The organism is Microcystis sp. M179S2, from assembly GCF_020245805.1.
Lineage (GTDB): Bacteria > Cyanobacteriota > Cyanobacteriia > Cyanobacteriales > Microcystaceae > Microcystis > Microcystis aeruginosa.
In genome coordinates, this window is the sequence record NZ_JADBUE010000384.1 from 1 (window position 1) to 19,210 (window position 19,210).

Below are 19,210 nucleotides of genomic sequence, written 5' to 3' on the forward strand. Positions count from 1 at the left end.
ATTAATTGAGGGAATGAATACCAAAATAAAGCTTATTAAAAGAATGAGTTATGGATTTACCAATTTTCAACATCTTCGACTTAAGCTGTTTGCTTGCTTTAATTCATAACAAAAATTAACACACGAAAACCAGAAGAGCCGGGTGGTTCTCTCAGTCTCAGAAGAGAAGATTGGGCAGGTAGTTCTGCTTTAGATACAGCCATCTATCAAGGAAGTGACTTAATTGGAGTAGTTCAAGATAACACCAGTATTCAGTTAACCAGTTATTACTTTAACTTTGTTTAGTTATCTTGGTAGCGATGGGTTGACGTAGGGAAACCCTGATGTGGTTTATCTTTAAGAAAGCCGCAATGAAAAAAGGACACAAAGTAAATTGTGTCCTTGCCGAAGCTATGAACTTAATTTTTATTTAGCGTCGGAGAATTCCGCATCGATGACATCATCGCCACCACCAGCACCACCAGAGGGGCCATTGTCATCATTGCCACCGGTGGGATTACTAGGGGCCCCTTGCTGATACATACTGCTACCGATCGCGTAGAGGGCTTGTTGTAATTCCGGTAGGATGGTTTTGATCTTACCATCATCGTCTTGAGCGATCGCTTCTTTCAGATCTTTAATCAATGCCTGGGCTTTATTTTTCTCGGATGGGGGAACCTTATCGCCCAACTCGGCTAACTGCTTCTCAGCTTGATAAACCAGCGAATCAGCTTGATTTTTGCGTTCAATGTGTTCACGACGTTCCTTATCGACCGCGGCGTTCGATTCTGCCTCATTAACCATGCGTTCCACTTCATTTTGGGGCAAGGTAGAAGCGCCGGTGATGCTGATCGATTGTTCTTTTCCTGTACCTTTATCCTTAGCGGTGACATTTAAAATACCGTTAGCATCGATGTCGAAGACCACTTCGATTTGAGGCACACCACGGGGAGCGGGAGGGATACCATCGAGTCGGAAAGTTCCCAAACTCTTGTTATCTTTGGCCATTTCCCGTTCCCCTTGCAGGACGTGGATTTCCACGTTAGTTTGTCCATCTACTGCCGTGGAGAAAACTTCCGATTTTTTGGTGGGGATAGTGGTGTTGCGGGTAATAATCCGCGTCATCACACCGCCGAGGGTTTCCACACCCAAAGACAGGGGCGAAACATCAAGCAGAAGAATATCTTTGACTTCACCAGCGAGGACACCACCTTGAATAGCGGCACCTACGGCTACCACTTCATCGGGGTTAACGCTTTGGTTAGGATCTTTGCCCAGAACTTTTTTAACTAATTCTTGAACGGCGGGAATCCGGGTTGAACCACCGACGAGAACCACTTCATCGAGGGCAGATTTATCGATTTTGGCATCACGGATGGCATTTTCGACGGGAATCCGACAGCGATCGATTAAATCGGCGCAAATTTCCTCAAATTTAGCTCTGGTTAAAGTGGTATCTAGGTGTTTTGGTCCTTCGGCGGTAGCGGTGATGAAGGGCAGGTTAATTTCCGCTTGGGTAACGCTAGAAAGTTCAATTTTGGCTTTTTCTGCCGCTTCCGTGAGACGTTGCAGGGCTTGTTTATCTTGACGGAGATCTATTCCTTCAACTTTTTTGAATTCTCCGGCTAGATAATCAACGATTTTTTTATCGAAGTCATCACCACCGAGATGAGTATCTCCAGAGGTAGCGAGAACTTCAAAGACACCATCACCCACTTCTAGAACCGATACGTCAAAGGTTCCCCCACCCAAGTCAAAAACGAGAATGGTTTCGTTAGCTTTTTTGTCTAATCCGTAGGCAAGAGAGGCGGCAGTGGGTTCGTTGATAATGCGGAGAACTTCAATCCCGGCAATTCTCCCTGCATCTTTGGTGGCCTGACGTTGGGAGTCATTAAAATAAGCGGGTACGGTGATGACTGCTTGGGTAACGGTTTCGCCGAGGTATTTACTGGCATCTTCCACCAGTTTCCGCAGTACCTGGGCGGAAATTTCTTCGGGGGCGAATTGTTTGCCCTGGGCGGGACAGTCTAATTTAACGTTGCCGTTGCCGTCCTGGAGAGTTTTGTAGGATACTTCTGTGGCTTCGTTGGTAACTTCGTTGAATTTCCGGCCGATGAAGCGTTTGACGGAATAAAAGGTATTTTGCGGGTTCATTACCGCTTGACGTTTGGCGATTTGTCCTACTAGGCGCTCGCCATTTTTGGCGTAGGCGACGACTGAGGGCGTGGTTCTAAACCCTTCGGCGTTGGCGATAACAGTGGGTTTACCCCCTTCCATAACCGCGACGCAGGAGTTAGTCGTCCCTAAGTCAATTCCAACTACTTTTCCCATAATCTTTGTGCTGCTCCGATACAACTATAGTGACTTCTAGAATCGGAACTGTACTCGGTTTTTAGGCGATACCCACCCCTATCAGTTCCTTCGTTATCTCTATAGTGCAAAATAACCCCGCTTTCTCGATAGTGTAGGTATCCGAACCTTTTTGGTAGTATTGCTAATGTCAGTTCGGGATCAAAGAGTTAGGGGTGAAGGAAAGGAGTCAGAAGTGAGACAAACTCTTAGTTCTTACCACTCCATGCTCGCTCCCCTTGGTTTCCCTGGATTGGTGTTGGCAATCCCTCACTTCCTCTCTTTTAAGTAGAAAACATGAATCTCAAATATCAATATCATTCCATAGTTCAGAAATTGACCGCACTTGACTTTAATTAATAACCGAAAGGTCATGCTATTAATACAAGATTATGTAATCATGAGTAAAAACAATTGTTCCTGTGCGTATTCCATTTATTTCTTGAATATAAGTATCGGTGTCATATCGTTTAAATCTACTATCTTGAAAACTGTTAATTAACTCAGGAAAATCCTCTAATTCAGAGGTACTAATTAATCTATTTCCGTAAAGAAGATCACCAGAAAAAACCCTAAAGGTAGAAGAACGGGTTTCCTCGGAAAATAAACTGCTACAGTTAGGTTGTAAATAGATGTAGATGTAGGCCAAGCGCATATCTGCAGAAGGCACAAATTCTAAACCTAAATCAAAATAGCATAGAGTAGGTGGATTAAAAACAGATAAAATAGATTCCCGATAATTATCAGGCTTGCCAAAACTTCTCAACTGAATAAGATGACTACCAGTATTGACTCCCCCTCCTCTTAAATTATTAAGAGAACATTGTTGAAAGTCAAGAAAGGTTTTAGTTATCGTTCTTTGCCAACTATTAATAATGACTAGAGAATTTACCCAATGCCTATACTGTTCTGGTCGGCGATCAATCTCGATACCAATGGGATCATCCGATTGACGGGGTTCTACCATGCGATAATAGTAAGTGTAGTCGCTAAATTTTACTCTTCGCGGCCCTGGAAGATCATTAACAAAGTTTTTCGGATCTACTTGCTGGCCAAATTCACAAACACTTTGATAATCTTTTATAGTAAACATTGGTAAAAGAATATCTGGTGGCGGCAGTTTGATTTCATCATCAGACCAACGACCTGTAAAAATCCAGGCGGCTGCCCGCTCAGAAACTACCCAAGCAAGACCTCTATATACAGGAATATTGTCAATACTCATTGTTAATAAATAAATCTGATCATTTATTTTGTAACAATTATCCCCAAAACTCTCAAGGATTGTGGCATCGATCTCAGCTAAAGGTTTGCCAAATGGAAGTGCGAGTAAATCAGTAAGATTGCTCATCATTGAATTTTTTGACTAAGTTACTGTTTCTGTTATACGCTATTTAGATGCTGAACAGCTTACTGTTTACCGATCACAGCAAAAAAGCTCCCCAATGCCTGCTCTTTCTGGGAACTTGTTGATAACACGAATGTAGTATATAATGTAATATAGGTAATAAGCTGTACTGCATTTAAACTGCGTCTTGACAATTTTAGTACAAATGCTCAGAACTCTGGTGCAGTCTGAACGAGTAATTTAGACAGTCAACAGCTTATCCTCTGTGTTAAAACACAATCGCCGATAATAATTTCTTCAATTCATCGCAGAATCTAAATTGCCTTATTGTCTTGGTTACATCGGCTTTTGACCTGATTATTTCATAAAAACTATGGCTTACGAAACTCTGGATATTTCCACACCGACACCGATTTTATCTTGGGCGGGGCATGAATTAGGACCCCAAGAAACCCAAATGGCCAAAAATGTCGCTTCCCTACCTTTTGTTTATAAACACATTTCTTTAATGCCCGATGTTCACTTGGGTAAAGGCGCTTTAGTCGGTTCGGTGATTGCCACCAAAGATGCCGTAATTCCTGCCGCCGTCGGAGTCGATATCGGTTGCGGCATGGCTGCCCTAAAAATGCCTTTCACCGGTGAACAATTGCAGGGAAAACTTAAAAAAATTCGCCTCGATGTGGAGGCGAATATTCCCGTCGGTTTTGCTGAAAATAAAGAAGTGGATCGGGAAGTAACTAAATGGCCAAAATGGGCGGAATTTAAACAGATTCATCGAGGCGTGCAGAACCTAGAGAAAAAAGCCCTTAAACAAATGGGTTCTCTGGGGGGTGGTAATCACTTTATCGAAATTTGTTTAGATACAGACAATCAAGTTTGGTTAATGCTCCATTCCGGTTCTAGAGGTATTGGTAATCAACTGGCCCAATGTCATATTGATACGGCCAAAGAGTTAGCAAAACTAGCAGAAGGTAAATTACCCGACCTCGATCTGGCCTACTTTGTCGCCGGTACAGAAGAATTTACCGCCTACTGGCATGACCTACAATGGGCCCAGGAATATGCCCGTTATAATCGGGAAATTATGATGGCTAGATTTAAACGCATTGTTGAAAAACATCTAGCGGGAGGCAAACCAACTAAACCCCTCTTAGTAGTTAATTGTCATCACAATTATGCCGAAAAAGAAATTCATTTTGGTGAGGAAGTTTATGTCACCCGCAAAGGAGCCGTCCGCGCCAGAGAAACCGATTATGGTATTATCCCCGGTTCCATGGGAGCGCAATCTTATATTGTCAAAGGCAAAGGAGAACATAATAGCTTCTGTTCCTGTTCCCACGGGGCCGGGCGCTTGATGTCGAGAAATCTGGCTAAAAAAACCTTTACTCTTGATGATTTAATTGCCCAAACCCAAGGGGTTGAATGCCGCAAAGATGAGGGCGTTATTGATGAGATTCCGGGAGCTTATAAACCGATCCAACAGGTGATGAATCAACAGGCGGATCTAGTGGAAATTGTCGCCACTCTCAAGCAGGTGCTGTGTGTCAAAGGTTAACAAATCATGGCCAGAGCGATCGATTTTTGTCGTTTTTTCCCTAGCATGAAAAAGATAGGAATCGATCGAGGATTATAAGCGATGAGTCTGACTATTGCTGCCGAATTAGCGCAAATTCCCGCCCATCATCTCAATATCATGGGCTATGTGGATGAATCCGCCGTTAACGGCCCCGGTTGTCGGGCGGTGGTCTGGGTACAGGGTTGTTCTCGCGAGTGTCGGGGTTGTTTTAATCCAGCTTCCTGGCCCTTTAAGATCAATCAATTAATTACTGTTGAGTCTCTAGCTGCCAAAATTTTGGCTAATCCCCGCAATAGTGGCCTAACTTTCTCCGGAGGTGAACCTTTTTGGCAAGCAAAAGCCTTGACAGAATTGGCTAAATATGTTAAGGAAAAAGGCTTAAATGTGATGTCCTTCACGGGATTTACGATCGAACAATTGCGCTCAACCGAAGCACCGCCCCACTCTCAAGAATTATTGGCCCAGTTAGATATTTTGGTGGATGGGGCCTATGTGGAATCCCTGGCTATTCATTCCCCCGATTCTCCCGTTTCTTCTAGCAATCAACGGATTCACGTCCTCAATCCCGCTCTGGAAGATCAGATTAATTGGGCATCGGATCAAGTGGAAATTCATATTCTCAAAGACGGAACCCGAATTTTTACGGGATTTTGGGGACAGATTATTTCTTGATCGGGCCCAGAATCAGTGATCACTGCCTAGGAATTTAGGATCACAGATCCAGTAACATCAATTCCTCGACTAAATCAAAATTAGCCGTCACCGATTGCACATCATCGAGGGATTCTAGGGTGTCGATTAACTTGAATAAAAAACGGGCCTGTTCTCGATCGCTCACTTCTAGGGTATTAGTGGGAATCCAGCGTAATTCTGCTTCTTTGACCTTAAATCCCGCTTCTTGCAGAACCTTATTCAATCTCTCCAGGTTAGACACCTCAGTAAAAACTTCTGCTCCTTGACCTTCCTCCTCACTGTTAAAAAACTCGTAGGATTGGGCCTGGCCCTCTAAGGAAGCTTCTAAAAGCTTATCCTCATCAATAGTTCCCTCAAGGCGAATTACGCCCTTATGGTCAAACATCCAGCCCACACAGCCTGTTTCGCCTAAATTACCGCCATTTTTGCTAAAAGCCGCCCGCAGAGCCGCCGCCGTGCGATTGCGATTATCGGTCAGTGCTTCGATCAGGATCGCCACACCCCCGGGACCATAACCCTCGTAGCGAATTTCCTCAAAAGCTGAGTCATTTTCCCAAGTTCCCGCCCCTTTAGCGATCGCTCTTTCGATATTGTCATTAGGAATACCGGCCGCCTTGGCTTTTTCGATCACCGTGCGTAGCTGAAAATTGCCCGCCGGATCGGGAACACCGTTACGGGTAGCCACGATAATGGCCCGGGATAACTGGGTGAAAGTTTGCCCTTTTTTGGCGTCAACCCGGGCTTTTTGTCGTTTAATATTTGCCCATTTACTATGACCAGCCATATCCATCTAAGATATCCAACATCAAAAATCTAGCAGATCGATCGCTCTTGGTAAATCCGGGGATAATTGTCAACTCAACGAGTGCAGGGTAATGATCATAAATCCTGTTTCAAAGGTATAGGGAAGCGGCTAGTTCGAGCATTTGTACTAAAATTACCGATAGGCGGTTTAAATGCAGTACAGCTTATTATAGAAAAGGTTGATCAATCAGGGGGCAATATGGCGCAATTTTCTCGCAAAACTCTACTAACCTTGTTTGCTAGTATATTAGTATTATTATTCTCCTGGGCTCCGGCCCAAGCGCTAAGTTATAATAACCGCAATTTGACCGATAACGACTTTGCGGGGCAGGATTTGCGCGATTCCACCTTCGATCACTCTAATCTGCGCGGTAGTAACTTCAGTCATGCCAATCTGGAAGGAGTACGCTTTTTTTCTGCCAACTTGGAGGGGGCCGACTTTAGCGATGCCAATATGAGAAATGTGGATTTAGAATCGGCCCGTTTAACCAGAGCCAACTTTACCAATGCCGTTCTCGAAGGAGCTTTTGCCACTAACATTTTAATCAAAGGTGCAATTATCGACGGAGCCGATTTTACCGATGCAATTATTCGCTCCGATGTGGAAAAATATCTTTGTGAGAGAGCGACGGGAACTAACCCAGTAACTGGCAGAAATACCCGCGATACCCTATTTTGTCCCTAATCGCGCTGTCATGACCGATCGAACTAGAGCCAGATCGGCCATAATTGCTGTAAGCTAGTATTCGATTTTTTAACACAACCTTTAGAATAGACTTTCAAGTCAGTTCGATCGATCAGTCCCCTCTTGGAAAAAGGAAATTGTAACCATCGTGTCCACCAGTACCCTCGGCAATCAAGATAAAGAGCAGAAACCTAGTAGTGACTCGGATAGCTTTTTCCAAGGAGTCTCTAGAGTCGCAGGGGGAACCGCTCTCGGCCTGTTGATGGTATCCACGGCCGTGGTGACTGGGGCTGTGGTAGGATTGGCGATTAGTTACCGCAATCTACCCGATGTGAGGATTTTACGGGGTTACGTCCCCACGGAAACCAGTTATATCTACGATGTTAAAGGCAGACCCCTGACCAGCTTACACGGAGAAGCGAATCGGGAAGTGGTGGAACTCGATCAGATATCTCCCAATCTGAAACGCGCCGTGATGGCGATCGAAGATAGCCATTTTTATCATCATCGTGGTATTAATCCTAATAGTATCGGCCGGGCAGTAGTGGCTAACTGGAAAAGTGGCGGTGTGGTGGAAGGTGCATCTACTATCACCATGCAGTTAGTCAAAAATATTTTTCTCTCCCATCAGCGCACCGTTAGCCGTAAATTAGCCGAGGCGGTCCTGGCAGTACGAGTGGAACAGGTTTTTAGCAAAAATGACATTCTGGAAATGTACCTCAATAATATCTATTGGGGTCATAATAATTACGGAGTGCAAACCGCCGCTAAAAGTTATTTTAATAAACCCGCCTCCGAGTTAAATTTAGCAGAATCGGCGATGATGGCTGGATTAATCCAAGCGCCGGAAGTTTATAGTCCTTTTAATAATTATAAAACCGCCAAGGAAAGACAGGCACTGGTTCTCAGTCGGATGCGTACTTTAGGTTGGATTACCCCAGCACAGGAAGAGGCCGCTTTAAAGGAACCTCTGAAACTGGGTAAACCCACCGCTTGGCAAGAAAGTAAATTACCCTACGTTACCGATGCAGTGGTGGCAGAATTGCGGCAAAAATTTGGCAAGGAAACCCTAATTAAAGGGGGAATGCGGATTCAAACCACGATCGATCTCGACTTCCAAAACATGGCCGAGTCTACCATCCAACGGGCCTATAATAGCTTGCGTGGTCGCGGTATTCGTACCAAAGACCTACAAATTTCCCTAGTCGCAGTGGATCCCCGCACCCATTTCGTCAAGGCGCTCGTCGGTGGCGTTGATTACAATAAAAGTCAATTAAACCGCGCCATCCAATCCCGTCGTCAACCGGGGTCAGCTTTTAAACCTTTCGTCTATTATACTGCCTTCGCTAGTGGTCGTTTTACCCCCGAAACGGTAGTTAATGATGCTCCCATTCGTTTTCGCGAGGCTGGCGGCTTCTATAGCCCAAAAAACTACGGTGGCGGCTATTCTGGTCAAGTTTCCCTGCGTAGCGCTCTGATGCAGTCTCTGAATATTCCCGCAGTTATTCTCGGTCGTCGCGTCGGGATAAATAAAGTCATTGAAGTCTGTCGTCTGCTGGGTTTCGAGAGTCCTTTAATTGCCGTCACCTCTTTACCTTTGGGATCCGTGGATGTGACTCCTCTGGAAATGGCGGGGGCCTACGCTACTTTTGCCAGTAATGGCTGGCATTCTAAGCCTACCTTTATCATGCGTGTTACTGATAGCCGTGGTAACGTCATGCTCGATAATACACCCAAACCGAAGCTAGTTTTAGACCCCTGGGCCACCGCTTCTCTCAATTCTGTCCTACAGGGAGTTATTCAAGGGGGAACAGCCACTTCGGCCCAAATCGGTCGTCCAGCAGCGGGAAAAACCGGTACTACCGATAACGAGAAAAATGTCTGGTTTGTTGGTTATGTTCCCCAATTAGCCACCGCAGTTTGGATTGGAGATGACCGAAACCGCACTTTAGGTAAAGGTATCACCGGCGGTGGTTTTGCCGCTCCCATTTGGCGCGATTTTATGGCACAAGCTCTGAAAAATGAACGAGTAGAATATTTTCCTTCTCCCTCCAAATTCCGCAAACCAACAGTTAAGTAGATAGTTAATATAATCGATCATGGGTGTTTTAGCTTCATTGATTTAAAAATACCAGTAGTCATACAATGTAAATAATTCTACATTCTGAAAAAATCAACCATGCGCCGCGTAAGTATTTCTATTGTTAGTATTGCTTTTTCTGTCTTTGCTCTAATAGTTTGTTACCATAGCTTGTTTGTCATACCTGAGACTGCTATTAAAACTCAAGCTATATACTGGTTCTATGCTGCACTTGTATCAGCAATAATTCCATATCTTGAAGAAGTGGTAGTTTATATAAAGACTATCAAGGTTGGCAGTAGTGGTATCGAAATTGCTATGAATGAGGTCAAAAAAGAAATACAAAAAATTGATGAAAAAGTAGAAAAACTGGACAATAAATTATTGCAGACACTGGATAGGATTCAACAAAATGAGTCATCACTTTCACAGCAAGCTCGCGAAATCCGGCAACAAAATTATGATTCTTGGACTGTCAACGTACTTGCGAAGATGAATCCTCAAGCAAAATTAGCAACACAGGAATCTCTGACTTACAATCATCTCAAGAGCGAAGGTGTTGGAATCAAGGAACTTAAAGATATGTTAGGCCAACTTGGCTACTATCACGGGAACATAGATCAAGTTTTTACTCCCGAGTTAGCCCAAGCGGTTGAGAAATTTCAATTTGAAAATCGATTGGGAATACCTGACGGTATAGCTGGTTCAATAACGCTCTCTAAAATTGCAGAACTTTTGCCTCGTCAAATCGGCGCAGCCTCAATTAGTAAATCTAATGTCAAAAATTAAAAGTCCCTTGCGTTATCCCGGGGGGAAATCCCGGGCAATTAAGCAAATTCTGCCGCAAATTTCTGTCAATATTAGGGAATATAGAGAACCTTTTTTTGGTGGTGGTTCTGTGTTTTTTGCTGTTAAGCAACTCTTTGGACAACAAATAAAAACCTATTGGATTAATGACTTAAATTATGATTTATATTGTTTCTGGCAATGCGCTCAAGAAAATATTGAGTTATTGGTAGCAAAAATAACAGAAATTAAACAGAAATATGATACTGGACGAGAATTATTTCAAGATTTGACAAGGGAAGATTTAAAGTTAACCGACTTTGAGAAAGCAGTGCGTTTTTTTATCTTAAATCGGATTACTTTTTCGGGAACAGTGGATTCGGGGGGGTATTCTCAAGCAGCTTTTAACAGTAGATTTACTGATTCATCAATGGCCAGATTAACTCAAATTGCCCCCTTATTAGCATCGGTAAAAATTACTAACCAAGACTACGAAGAATTATTATTTGCTGAGGGAAAAGAAGTTTTTATCTTCCTCGATCCCCCCTACTATAGTGCCACAAAATCTCGTTTGTACGGCGTAAGAGGGAATTTACATACCAGCTTCGATCATCAACGTTTTGCCGATAATATGCGTCAATGTCAGGCTAAATGGTTAATTACCTACGATGATTGTCCAGAGATCAGAAAACTCTTTGATTTTGCCCATATTATCGAGTGGAATCTTCAGTATGGCATGAATAATTATAAACAAGGAGCGGCGGCATCTGGTAGAGAATTAATGATCAAAAATTATTAGTGCCAGATTGTAGTGGAGTATTTATCTACCACAATTTAGCCGGCATTATTGATGAAGATTTGGAAAAATCCTCAGCAGCCTTCCTAGTAAAGTCAGACAAATCCGTTTTTAATAGGATGATTAACTCCCAATCCAACTTGAAAAACCCGCTCCCCACCCTCCTATACTTTTTAAATAGGTGGCAGTTCAGGGGGAACTGGAATAGGTGTAGAAGCTGCCGCACCTATTCCAGTCAGTTTATTCGTGTTGCAAACGTTCCAACGCAGCCACCAGCGCATCCACCTCGGCTTTAGTATTGTAGAAAGCCAAGGAAGGGCGCACCGTTGCCTCTAGACCAAAGCGTCGCAGAATGGGTTGAGCGCAGTGATGGCCTGCCCGCACGGCAATCCCTTCCCGATTCAGGGCCTGTCCGATGACTTCCACATCAAATCCCTCCAGCACAAAGGAAAGCACGCCGGCCTTATCGGCTGCCGTCCCAATCAAACGCAACCCCGGAATGGTTGCTAGTCCCGCAGTGGCGTACTCTAGAAGTTCATGCTCGTAATTGGCAATGGTGGCCAAACCAATCTGCTGAACATAATCCAAGGCCGTCCCTAAGCCAACGGCATCGGCAATATTGCCCGTTCCGGCCTCGAAGCGAGTGGGAGCCGCCTGATACACGGTGCGCTCAAACGTCACATCCACGATCATGTTGCCGCCGCCTTGCCAGGGAACCGTGGCATTCAACAGGTCTTCTTGACCATAAAGTACCCCGATCCCTGTCGGACCAAAGACTTTATGCCCGGAAAAGACGAACCAATCACACCCTAATTGTTGAACATCGATCGGAATGTGGGAAACCGATTGAGCGCCATCTAACAAGACTTTAGCTCCGACCCGATGGGCTAAATCAATGATTTGTTTGGCGGGAGTAATGGTTCCCAAGGCATTGGAAACATGGGAAAAAGCCACCAGTTTTGTGCGGGAGTTGAGTAATTGTTGGTACTCTGCCAGTAAAATCTGCCCGTGGTCATCCACGGGGACAACCCGCAACTTTGCTCCCGTTTGGGCGGCTAGTTGCTGCCAAGGCACAATATTGGCATGGTGTTCTAGATGGGTGAGGACAATCTCATCCCCCGCTTGCAGGGTTTGTTGTCCCCAGCTTTTTGCCACCAGATTAATGCCTTCCGTTGTCCCCCGCACGAAAATGATTTCGTTGGCAGATGAGGCATTGAGAAAACGACGTACCGTTTCTCTGGCCGCTTCGTAAGCATCTGTGGAGCGAGCCGCTAATTCATGGGCGGCACGATGCACATTGGAATTTTCATGGCTGTAGAAATGAACGAGGCGATCGATGACTGCTTGGGGCTTTTGAGTTGTTGCGGCATTGTCGAACCAGATCAGTGGTTTGCCATTCACCCGTTCTTGCAGGATGGGAAAATCCAGGCGAACGGTATGAACATCAAAGAAGCTAGGTCGTTGAACGCTTCGCCCGCTGGCATGGGGGACAAAAAGGGGATCGATCGCAAAGCGCTCGCTACGCGAGAACGCCGCGACCGGAACAAGCTGTTCAGGCTTGGCCACTACCGCCGGAAGGTCGGGGATTTTTGTTTCTAACTCCTCAATGAAGTAGAAAGAGGGGGTTGCTAAGGGTACAGCCAAGGGAACTGTGGGCTGTTCGCCCACAGCAGCCGGGGAAGTTGCGGGGGTGGATGGCACCAGATCATCCCGGTCTGTACTCAACCCCTTGGCCCGCGACGCTCCAAGGTCGTGCCGTTGTAGTTCTTGAATTATCGTCTGGGCGAGATGCTCAAGAAGGTCAGGTTGAAATAAGGGGTTAAGAGAAATATTCTCGACCTCAGTTGGGGCAGTCGTGGGCGGGGATACAGAGGGTAGATTCCCCCCCACCTTTTCAGGGATCAGTTCGGGGTTAGTCATAGTCGTAGATGTGGTATTGGTTAACATCAACGTTCTCCAGTACGGCCGCCGCATCGTCGGTCAACACTGCCAACGAACAGTAGAGGGAGACCAGGTAAGAGGCGATCGCCTTGCGACTAATCCCCATAAATCGCACCGACAAACCAACTCCCTGTTGACCGGGTAAATTGGGCTGATAGAGACCGACCACCCCTTGACGGCTTTCTCCTACCCGCAATAACAAAATATTGGTTTTGCCTTGCTCATTCACGGCCAACTTATCGGAAGGAATCAAAGGCACGCCTCGCCAGGTAATAAACTGAGACCCGAATAATGACACCGTAGCGGGGGGTACACCCCGTCGGGTTGCTTCTCGGCCAAAGGCGGCAATCGCTTTAGGATGGGCGAGGAAAAATGCCGGTTCTTTCCACACCTTGACCAGCAACTCATCCAAATCGTCCGGCGTGGGCGCACCATTGCGAGGTTGTACTTTCTGGGAATCAACAATATTGTTCAGCAATCCGTACTCATGGTTGTTGATCAACTCATTTTCTTGACGTTCCTTCAGGGTTTCAATCGTCAGGCGCAATTGTTCATGGATCTGATCGTGGGGACTGCTGTAGAGATCGGACACGCGAGTGTGAACATCCAGTACCGTATTCACCGCACTCAAGAAATACTCCCGGGGGGTCTCTTCGTAATCCACAAAGGTTTCGGGCAGCTCCCGCTCGTCTCGTTCAGAGCAGGCCACCTCAACCCGGGAGGCATCCCTGACTTTATTGAGACGATAAATCCCCGCTTCAACGGGTAGCCAATGCAAGAGGCGAACGAACCACCGGGGTGAAATGGTCAATAACTGAGGAACGGTCTTCGTGGCATTGGCTAACTGCCGAGCGGCAGCATCTCCCAAAGCCAGTTGCAATTCATGATCTTGGGTATAGGTCATTGAGTTAAATCCTCCAATTCAAAAAAAAGTAACAAAGCGACTGTTATGGCCGAACATTCACAGTCAGGACAGCCCCTCAAATTCCAGAGCCGTCATCAAACATTTCCTGTCGTAGTTGCGCCTGGGAGACAAAACCCCCCGGCGGCACACTGCGGGTTAACCAAACATTTCCACCGATGGTGGCGCCCCGACCGATAGTTACCCGACCGAGAATCGTTGCACCTGAGTAAATCACCACATCATCTTCAATAATCGGATGACGGGCTTGACCTTTGATCAAACCGCCCGATTCGTCCCGGGGAAAGCTTTTCGCCCCGAGCGTGACCGCTTGGTAAAGACGCACGCGATCGCCAATCACCGTGGTTGCCCCAATCACAACCCCCGTCCCATGATCGATAAAGAAGCTATTGCCAATCGACGCGCCGGGGTGAATGTCAATCCCCGTTAAGGAATGGCCAATTTCACTAACAATCCGCGCCAACAAGGGAGAGTCCAACCGATACAGGGCATGGGCAATGCGGTGATAAGTGATTGCCGTTACCCCGGGGTAACAAAACAACACTTCATCTAAATTTCTCGCCGCCGGATCACCTCGATAGGCCGCCGTGATATCCGTTTCCAGTAGAGCTTTCAGATGGGGTAATTGAGTGGCAAAGGCTTGTACCGTCCCTTGGGCGTGCGTCTCAATCTGGTCTGACGACCAGTGCAACTGCGACCCCAGCAACCACTGTTCACGACAAACCTGGTGATGCAGCAGTTGCAAGACTTCATTGAGGGTATGACCGATAAAATAGCGGCTGGATGTTTCGCCTAAATCGGGATTGCCAAAGTGATAGGGAAAAAGAACGGCGCGCAGTCGATCGACAATCCGAAATAAGGCCTCACGGGAGGGCAAGGGGAAATGGCTTCGTGATTGAGACCAACTGTGGAACGACTCGCCACGAGGTTTGGACAATTGAGCGATAATTTCATCGAGATCCAAGGACAAGGTGGGTTGGGAGAGAGCGCCAGAACTGCTCGGATGCTCGCTCGTCATGCCACTAACCCTTGCTCATTAAATACCCCTTGGAACAGGATGGAACTCAAGTACCGTTCTCCGGAATCTGGCAAAATCACGACAATGGTTTTGCCTTGGTGTTCGGGTTGTTGTGCCAAGCGAGCGGCGACGGCGGCGGCGGCACCGCAGGAAATGCCGGAGATAATCCCTTCTTCCTTGGCCAATCGTTGGGCATAAAGAATGGCCTCTTCGTTGGAAACGGTTTCAATCCCATCCACGAGGGATAAATCCAGAACTTCGGGAACAAACCCCGCCCCAATGCCCTGAATTTTGTGAGGGCCAGACTTTAAGGGCTGACCTGCCCGGGCTTGGGATAGTATGGGGCTGGCTTCTGGCTCCACCGCTACCGATAAAATCGGTTTTCCCCGGGTCTTTTTGACATAGCGCGAAACTCCCGTAATGGTTCCGCCCGTTCCCACACCCGACACGAGAATATCGATCGCCCCGTCTGTGTCCTGCCAAATTTCAGGGCCGGTGGTTTCCTCGTGGATGCGGGGATTGGCAGCATTGCGGAACTGTTGCAACAACACATAGCGATCGGGATTAGACGCGGCAATTTCTTCTGCCTTTGCCACTGCTCCGGTCATGCCCTTAGTCCCTTCTGTTAACACCAGATTGGCTCCATAGGCGAGCAACAGTTTGCGCCGCTCCAGGCTCATGGTTTCTGGCATGGTCAGGGTTAGGGGAATCCCCTTAGCGGCGGCTACAAAGGCTAGGGCAATGCCTGTATTGCCACTGGTGGGTTCAACCAGTTCTTTGCCCGGCCCCAATAATCCCCGTTGTTCCGCATCCCAGATCATGGCCGCACCAATACGACATTTGACTGAATAGGCTGGATTGCGACCTTCAATCTTGGCCAGAACCGTGGCGTGACTGTTGCCAACGACTCGATTAAGGCGCACTAGAGGAGTCCGCCCGATCGACAAACTGTTATCTGCGAACCATTTCTTACTCACAAAATGGCAACTCCATGATTAAAATACGACAGTTCACCAGATTGGCTCATCTTGAATTCATTTTAAATTCATTTTGAATCCATTTGAAATTCATTCTAGCCTATGCACTATCAACCTCTGGTCAAGCTAAACAAATCTTTATAATCAAGGGGGGTGGGCGATCGCTGAGGTTGAAGAATCAAGGTATAGGAGGGCGGGAAGTGGAGATAAGGGAGCGGTTTTTCAAGTTGGATTAGGAGTTATACTTGAGACTAAATCCGTTGAGCATAGGCTAGTTATGAGGAGAGGCACTCATGCAAGAGGCACTCATGCAAAGGGGAGAATAAATAATCAGTTTTTAATAACCAGATTTAGTATGATATACGGAGTCGTAAATTGGCGGCGCGAAGCCACACTCCCTCTGGTAGTTGCTAACTCAATCGGGCAAAGAGAAGTCATCAAAACCGTTATTGATACCGGAGAGGCCTGGGTGCTAATATCGAGGCATTGATCATTCAATCGCCTCTACCTGAATCCTAAAGATATGGAGAGTTCAGACAAGGAAGACTACGAAGCAAAAGAAAAAGCCTTTTACAGTGCAATGATAGCTGCATGGCTTACTACAAGGCTTGAACGTGATAAGCAGTTATTAGGTTTGTCAGTTACAGCTATTGGATTGTTGGTTACTTTGCTAAGAACAGTTGGAGTTTCAATCCCTTTACAGATAATCCTTTTTGGTCTTGCACTTTTTGCCTTTCTGATTACTGTAGTTTTAGTCATTTATATTCTGGGCGAGAATTCTACACATATTGAAAAAATATTATGAGGTTCTGAAATTGAAAGCAGAAAATTGATGTGTCTAGATAATTGCCCAATTGGAAGAAGTGGTTTTGCTAACATTAGGATACGAGTCATGAATGTGGAATTAAATGGAATTCTTAAGCAATCCCAAGTTACAGTTGAGGAGTTTATTGAGCATCTCTAGTGTCTAAATAGGGTTTGCTGAAAAAGTCATTGAAAAGTACAGGTCTCTTAATCAATGATTTCACTTAGCTACAAGCATAAGCTTTAGTTGTTGGTTAATTTTTAATTTATAACTTATACTAATCATTAACCGAGAAAAAGTGCTGTTTTTCCATTTCAGACATAAAAAAGCCCAAAAAACCTGCCTCAACAGGTTAGAAAGATTCATGACTAAAAAAGTAATAGCAATCGCTGAAAAGGAAGTATGAGGAAGTTTAGCCATCACTTTACCTAAGCTAAATCTTCTTTTCCCTTGTCCAAATTTGCCCTCTATACAATTCCGAATCCTCTCATCATCAGCAGCTTGTTTCTTTTGTTCTTTACTAACATTTTTGGCTGGTCTTCCTAATGGGGGACCACTGATTCTGATTCCCCTTTCTTTACACCAAGCTCGGTTTTCTCTGGTTCGATAAATTTTGTCCACATGAACTGATTCTGGATAGTATCCTGTATAGTCATAATAAGCTTCTATTTGTGCTTTTAAATCTCCCGATTCATTAAAGTTATCCCAACTAATCCGGTCTAAAAATATGTAACCATCTATACAGCTTGCTGAGAATTTGGCCCCAAATTCTCCTGGTTTTCCAGCTTTTCCTCTGACTATCGGACGGATATGGGGTTGAGTTAAGCTGACAATTCTGTCTTCAATACTCTGTTTGTTATTTTGGTACATCCAGAGTTGTTGGCGATAAACTTCTGTGACTACTAATAACAGTTTATAGTCTCTTTTTTTCAAGCTTTGTAGCGAGGCTCCTTCTGCTAAAAGTTGTTCAATATGGTCGAGATTTCTTTTTAGATATTGCAGTTGTCTTTTCAGAGCTTTTCGTCTTTGTTTGACGGTAGGTTTTCTTTTTTTTGCTACTTCTAAATAACTTTTTCTGGCTAGGAGACGATAGGTTCTCGGTTTTTGAACAAGTTTTCCTTTTAAAGTTTCCTAGAGAATATCAATAATTTTTTCGGTTTGTTTTCTTCCTTGATTTAACAGGTTTAAATCCGTAGGATAACTAATATCTGCGGGCGCACAACTGGCATCTAAAATTAATTTGCCTCGATTTTCGGGTTGACTTTGGGTTTCGCTCTCTAACTTTTTTTCGGTGTTTTCTTCTTCTTTGATTTCTCTCGAATTTTTGACCATAAAGCGATTCACTTTATTAATTAGTTCCAGAGTGATTCTTTCTCGAAAGTGAACCAACATTGACGCTTCAAACTGGGGTTCATTGCTGTAGGCTGAAAACCCCAAGAAGTATTGTAAATAAGGATTTTCTTTGATTTGTTCTACCGTTTCTCTATCGCTTGTTCCTAATTTTTCTTGAATAATTAAGGCGGACATTGCTATCCTAAATGTTTTGGCGGGTGCGCCCATTTCTTCTGAAAAAAGTGATGCGTATTCCGCTTCAAATTCTGACCAGGGAATGAGGTTGGCCATAATTACCCAACGATTATCTTGGGATAATTTCCCCTCAAAGGGCAGCTCAAAGTTTTCCGGTGGGGTTGAGGGTAACTCGCTTTTACGGTACATTAGCACTAATTAGAGAAGATGCAAGGGTGATGCAAGGGTGATGCAAGGGTTTTAAGAGATTCTAGCAGATTTAAGTGCATTTGGGAAGCTCTCAATCAAGCTAAAAGCCCTTTCCTGTAAGGTTTTTAGATTTATTCAGCAAACCCTAATTATTTTTGTCTAGGAAAACAAAGAGTCTCCCATTACAACCTATTTTTCCGAAAAAATAGGCAGCACAAACTCTTATACTTCCGAGCTTTTTCGAGTATAACAAGGACAAGTTAAAGAATCAAAGACAGTTTTTAGCTAACCATCTTAGTTAACTACAAACTAGGTCTTATCATAATAGATATCAATAAACCATTGTCCCAAATCGGGAAAGTCTTGATTCGTTGATTCTGTGAGACGTTCGATTTTTTCTTCGATTTTTTCCAGGGCTTTTTTAGTAAGCTTTACTCCTTTTTCATAAGTTTCAGTAATCAACTTAACAATCGGGTGTTTTCCTTTCCACGTCATAGTTTGGGCGAATTTCAAAGCCGTTTCGATTTCATCTAAAATACTCCCATTCCAATGGTTTTCTAACACAGCCCAGGTTCGTTCAATAGGATTATATTTACTATTGGGACTTAGACAAAAAACAAATCGAGAAAAGCCTCAACTCCAATCCCCGCTTGGGATTTACTTCGAGAAGCCCAAAATCGCTGAAACCCAGATAGATCAAGGAAAATCATAAATCGAGGTTAACCCTTTGTCCCG

General features: G+C 44.9%; 15 protein-coding genes and 2 pseudogenes. 8 read left to right on the top strand and 9 right to left on the bottom strand.

All coding sequences use genetic code 11. From position 1 onward, the window contains the following. Positions 1 to 109, top strand: a 109-nt coding sequence (locus tag IM500_RS23840; protein ID WP_271928149.1) for a transposase, incomplete at its 5' end; no start/stop codon positions are given. 296 nt (positions 110 to 405) lie between these two features. Here the strand turns inward: IM500_RS23840 and dnaK are convergent. Both dnaK and IM500_RS23850 read right to left on the bottom strand, forming a co-directional pair. Then, entirely contained in the window at positions 406 to 2,310 is a 1,905-nt protein-coding gene (dnaK, locus tag IM500_RS23845; RefSeq protein WP_287739649.1) for a molecular chaperone DnaK, read from the bottom strand. A gap of 397 nt (positions 2,311 to 2,707) precedes the next feature. After that, the gene (locus IM500_RS23850) at positions 2,708 to 3,682 is read right to left on the bottom strand and encodes a hypothetical protein (RefSeq protein WP_190723236.1); all 975 of its coding nucleotides are present in this window, start codon (positions 3,680 to 3,682) and stop codon (positions 2,708 to 2,710) included. Between the two features lie 367 nt (positions 3,683 to 4,049). On the opposite strand from IM500_RS23850, the gene IM500_RS23855 reads away from it, so the two are divergent. Next, positions 4,050 to 5,231, top strand: coding sequence for an RtcB family protein (locus tag IM500_RS23855; protein WP_012264780.1), 1,182 nt, complete (start codon positions 4,050 to 4,052; stop codon positions 5,229 to 5,231). 81 nt (positions 5,232 to 5,312) lie between these two features. After that, a complete protein-coding gene (locus tag IM500_RS23860) occupies positions 5,313 to 5,924 on the top strand; it encodes a 4Fe-4S single cluster domain-containing protein (RefSeq protein ID WP_287739650.1) in 612 nt (203 codons plus the stop codon). 40 nt (positions 5,925 to 5,964) lie between these two features. On the opposite strand, the gene IM500_RS23865 is transcribed toward IM500_RS23860, so the two are convergent. Beyond that, a complete protein-coding gene (locus IM500_RS23865; protein ID WP_190723411.1) occupies positions 5,965 to 6,729 on the bottom strand; it encodes a YebC/PmpR family DNA-binding transcriptional regulator in 765 nt (254 codons plus the stop codon). Between the two features lie 219 nt (positions 6,730 to 6,948). On the opposite strand from IM500_RS23865, the gene IM500_RS23870 reads away from it, so the two are divergent. The 4 genes from IM500_RS23870 to IM500_RS23885 all read left to right on the top strand — a co-directional run bounded on the left by IM500_RS23870 (position 6,949) and on the right by IM500_RS23885 (position 11,099). Continuing rightward, positions 6,949 to 7,434: a pentapeptide repeat-containing protein gene (locus tag IM500_RS23870; protein WP_190723237.1), complete on the top strand. Its 486-nt coding sequence runs from the start codon at positions 6,949 to 6,951 to the stop codon at positions 7,432 to 7,434. A 148-nt stretch (positions 7,435 to 7,582) separates the two neighbouring features. Further along, a complete protein-coding gene (locus tag IM500_RS23875) occupies positions 7,583 to 9,514 on the top strand; it encodes a transglycosylase domain-containing protein (protein ID WP_287739651.1) in 1,932 nt (643 codons plus the stop codon). A gap of 99 nt (positions 9,515 to 9,613) precedes the next feature. Beyond that, a complete protein-coding gene (locus IM500_RS23880) occupies positions 9,614 to 10,303 on the top strand; it encodes a peptidoglycan-binding domain-containing protein (protein WP_190723239.1) in 690 nt (229 codons plus the stop codon). Continuing rightward, positions 10,290 to 11,099 (top strand): DNA adenine methylase, encoded by an 810-nt coding sequence (locus tag IM500_RS23885; protein ID WP_287739652.1) that lies wholly within the window; start codon positions 10,290 to 10,292, stop codon positions 11,097 to 11,099. Before IM500_RS23880 ends, IM500_RS23885 begins: the two co-directional genes overlap by 14 nt. Before the next feature lie 237 nt (positions 11,100 to 11,336). Here IM500_RS23885 and IM500_RS23890 read toward each other — a convergent pair whose 3' ends face one another. The 4 genes from IM500_RS23890 to cysK form a co-directional block, all read right to left on the bottom strand. Next, positions 11,337 to 13,016 carry a family 2A encapsulin nanocompartment cargo protein cysteine desulfurase gene (locus IM500_RS23890; RefSeq protein WP_287739653.1) on the bottom strand — a complete coding sequence of 560 codons (1,680 nt, stop codon included), beginning with the start codon at positions 13,014 to 13,016 and terminating at the stop codon, positions 11,337 to 11,339. Continuing rightward, positions 13,009 to 13,941, bottom strand: coding sequence for a family 2A encapsulin nanocompartment shell protein (locus tag IM500_RS23895; RefSeq protein WP_002750434.1), 933 nt, complete (start codon positions 13,939 to 13,941; stop codon positions 13,009 to 13,011). The genes IM500_RS23890 and IM500_RS23895 overlap by 8 nt, the downstream gene beginning before the upstream one ends. Before the next feature lie 76 nt (positions 13,942 to 14,017). Further along, complete coding sequence (epsC, locus tag IM500_RS23900) at positions 14,018 to 14,977, bottom strand: serine O-acetyltransferase EpsC (protein WP_287739654.1); 960 nt, start codon at positions 14,975 to 14,977, stop codon at positions 14,018 to 14,020. Beyond that, the gene (gene cysK, locus IM500_RS23905) at positions 14,974 to 15,954 is read right to left on the bottom strand and encodes a cysteine synthase A (RefSeq protein WP_190720144.1); all 981 of its coding nucleotides are present in this window, start codon (positions 15,952 to 15,954) and stop codon (positions 14,974 to 14,976) included. Before cysK ends, epsC begins: the two co-directional genes overlap by 4 nt. Positions 15,955 to 16,477: 523 nt before the next feature. On the opposite strand from cysK, the gene IM500_RS23910 reads away from it, so the two are divergent. After that, a complete protein-coding gene (locus tag IM500_RS23910) occupies positions 16,478 to 16,759 on the top strand; it encodes a hypothetical protein (RefSeq protein ID WP_190720141.1) in 282 nt (93 codons plus the stop codon). Between the two features lie 219 nt (positions 16,760 to 16,978). Here the strand turns inward: IM500_RS23910 and IM500_RS23915 are convergent. Then, positions 16,979 to 18,475 (bottom strand): annotated as a pseudogene (locus IM500_RS23915) (IS5 family transposase). Between the two features lie 309 nt (positions 18,476 to 18,784). Further along, a pseudogene (locus IM500_RS23920) lies at positions 18,785 to 19,075 on the bottom strand (ISAzo13-like element transposase-related protein); the annotation flags it as partial. Between the last annotated feature and the right edge of the window lie 135 nt (positions 19,076 to 19,210).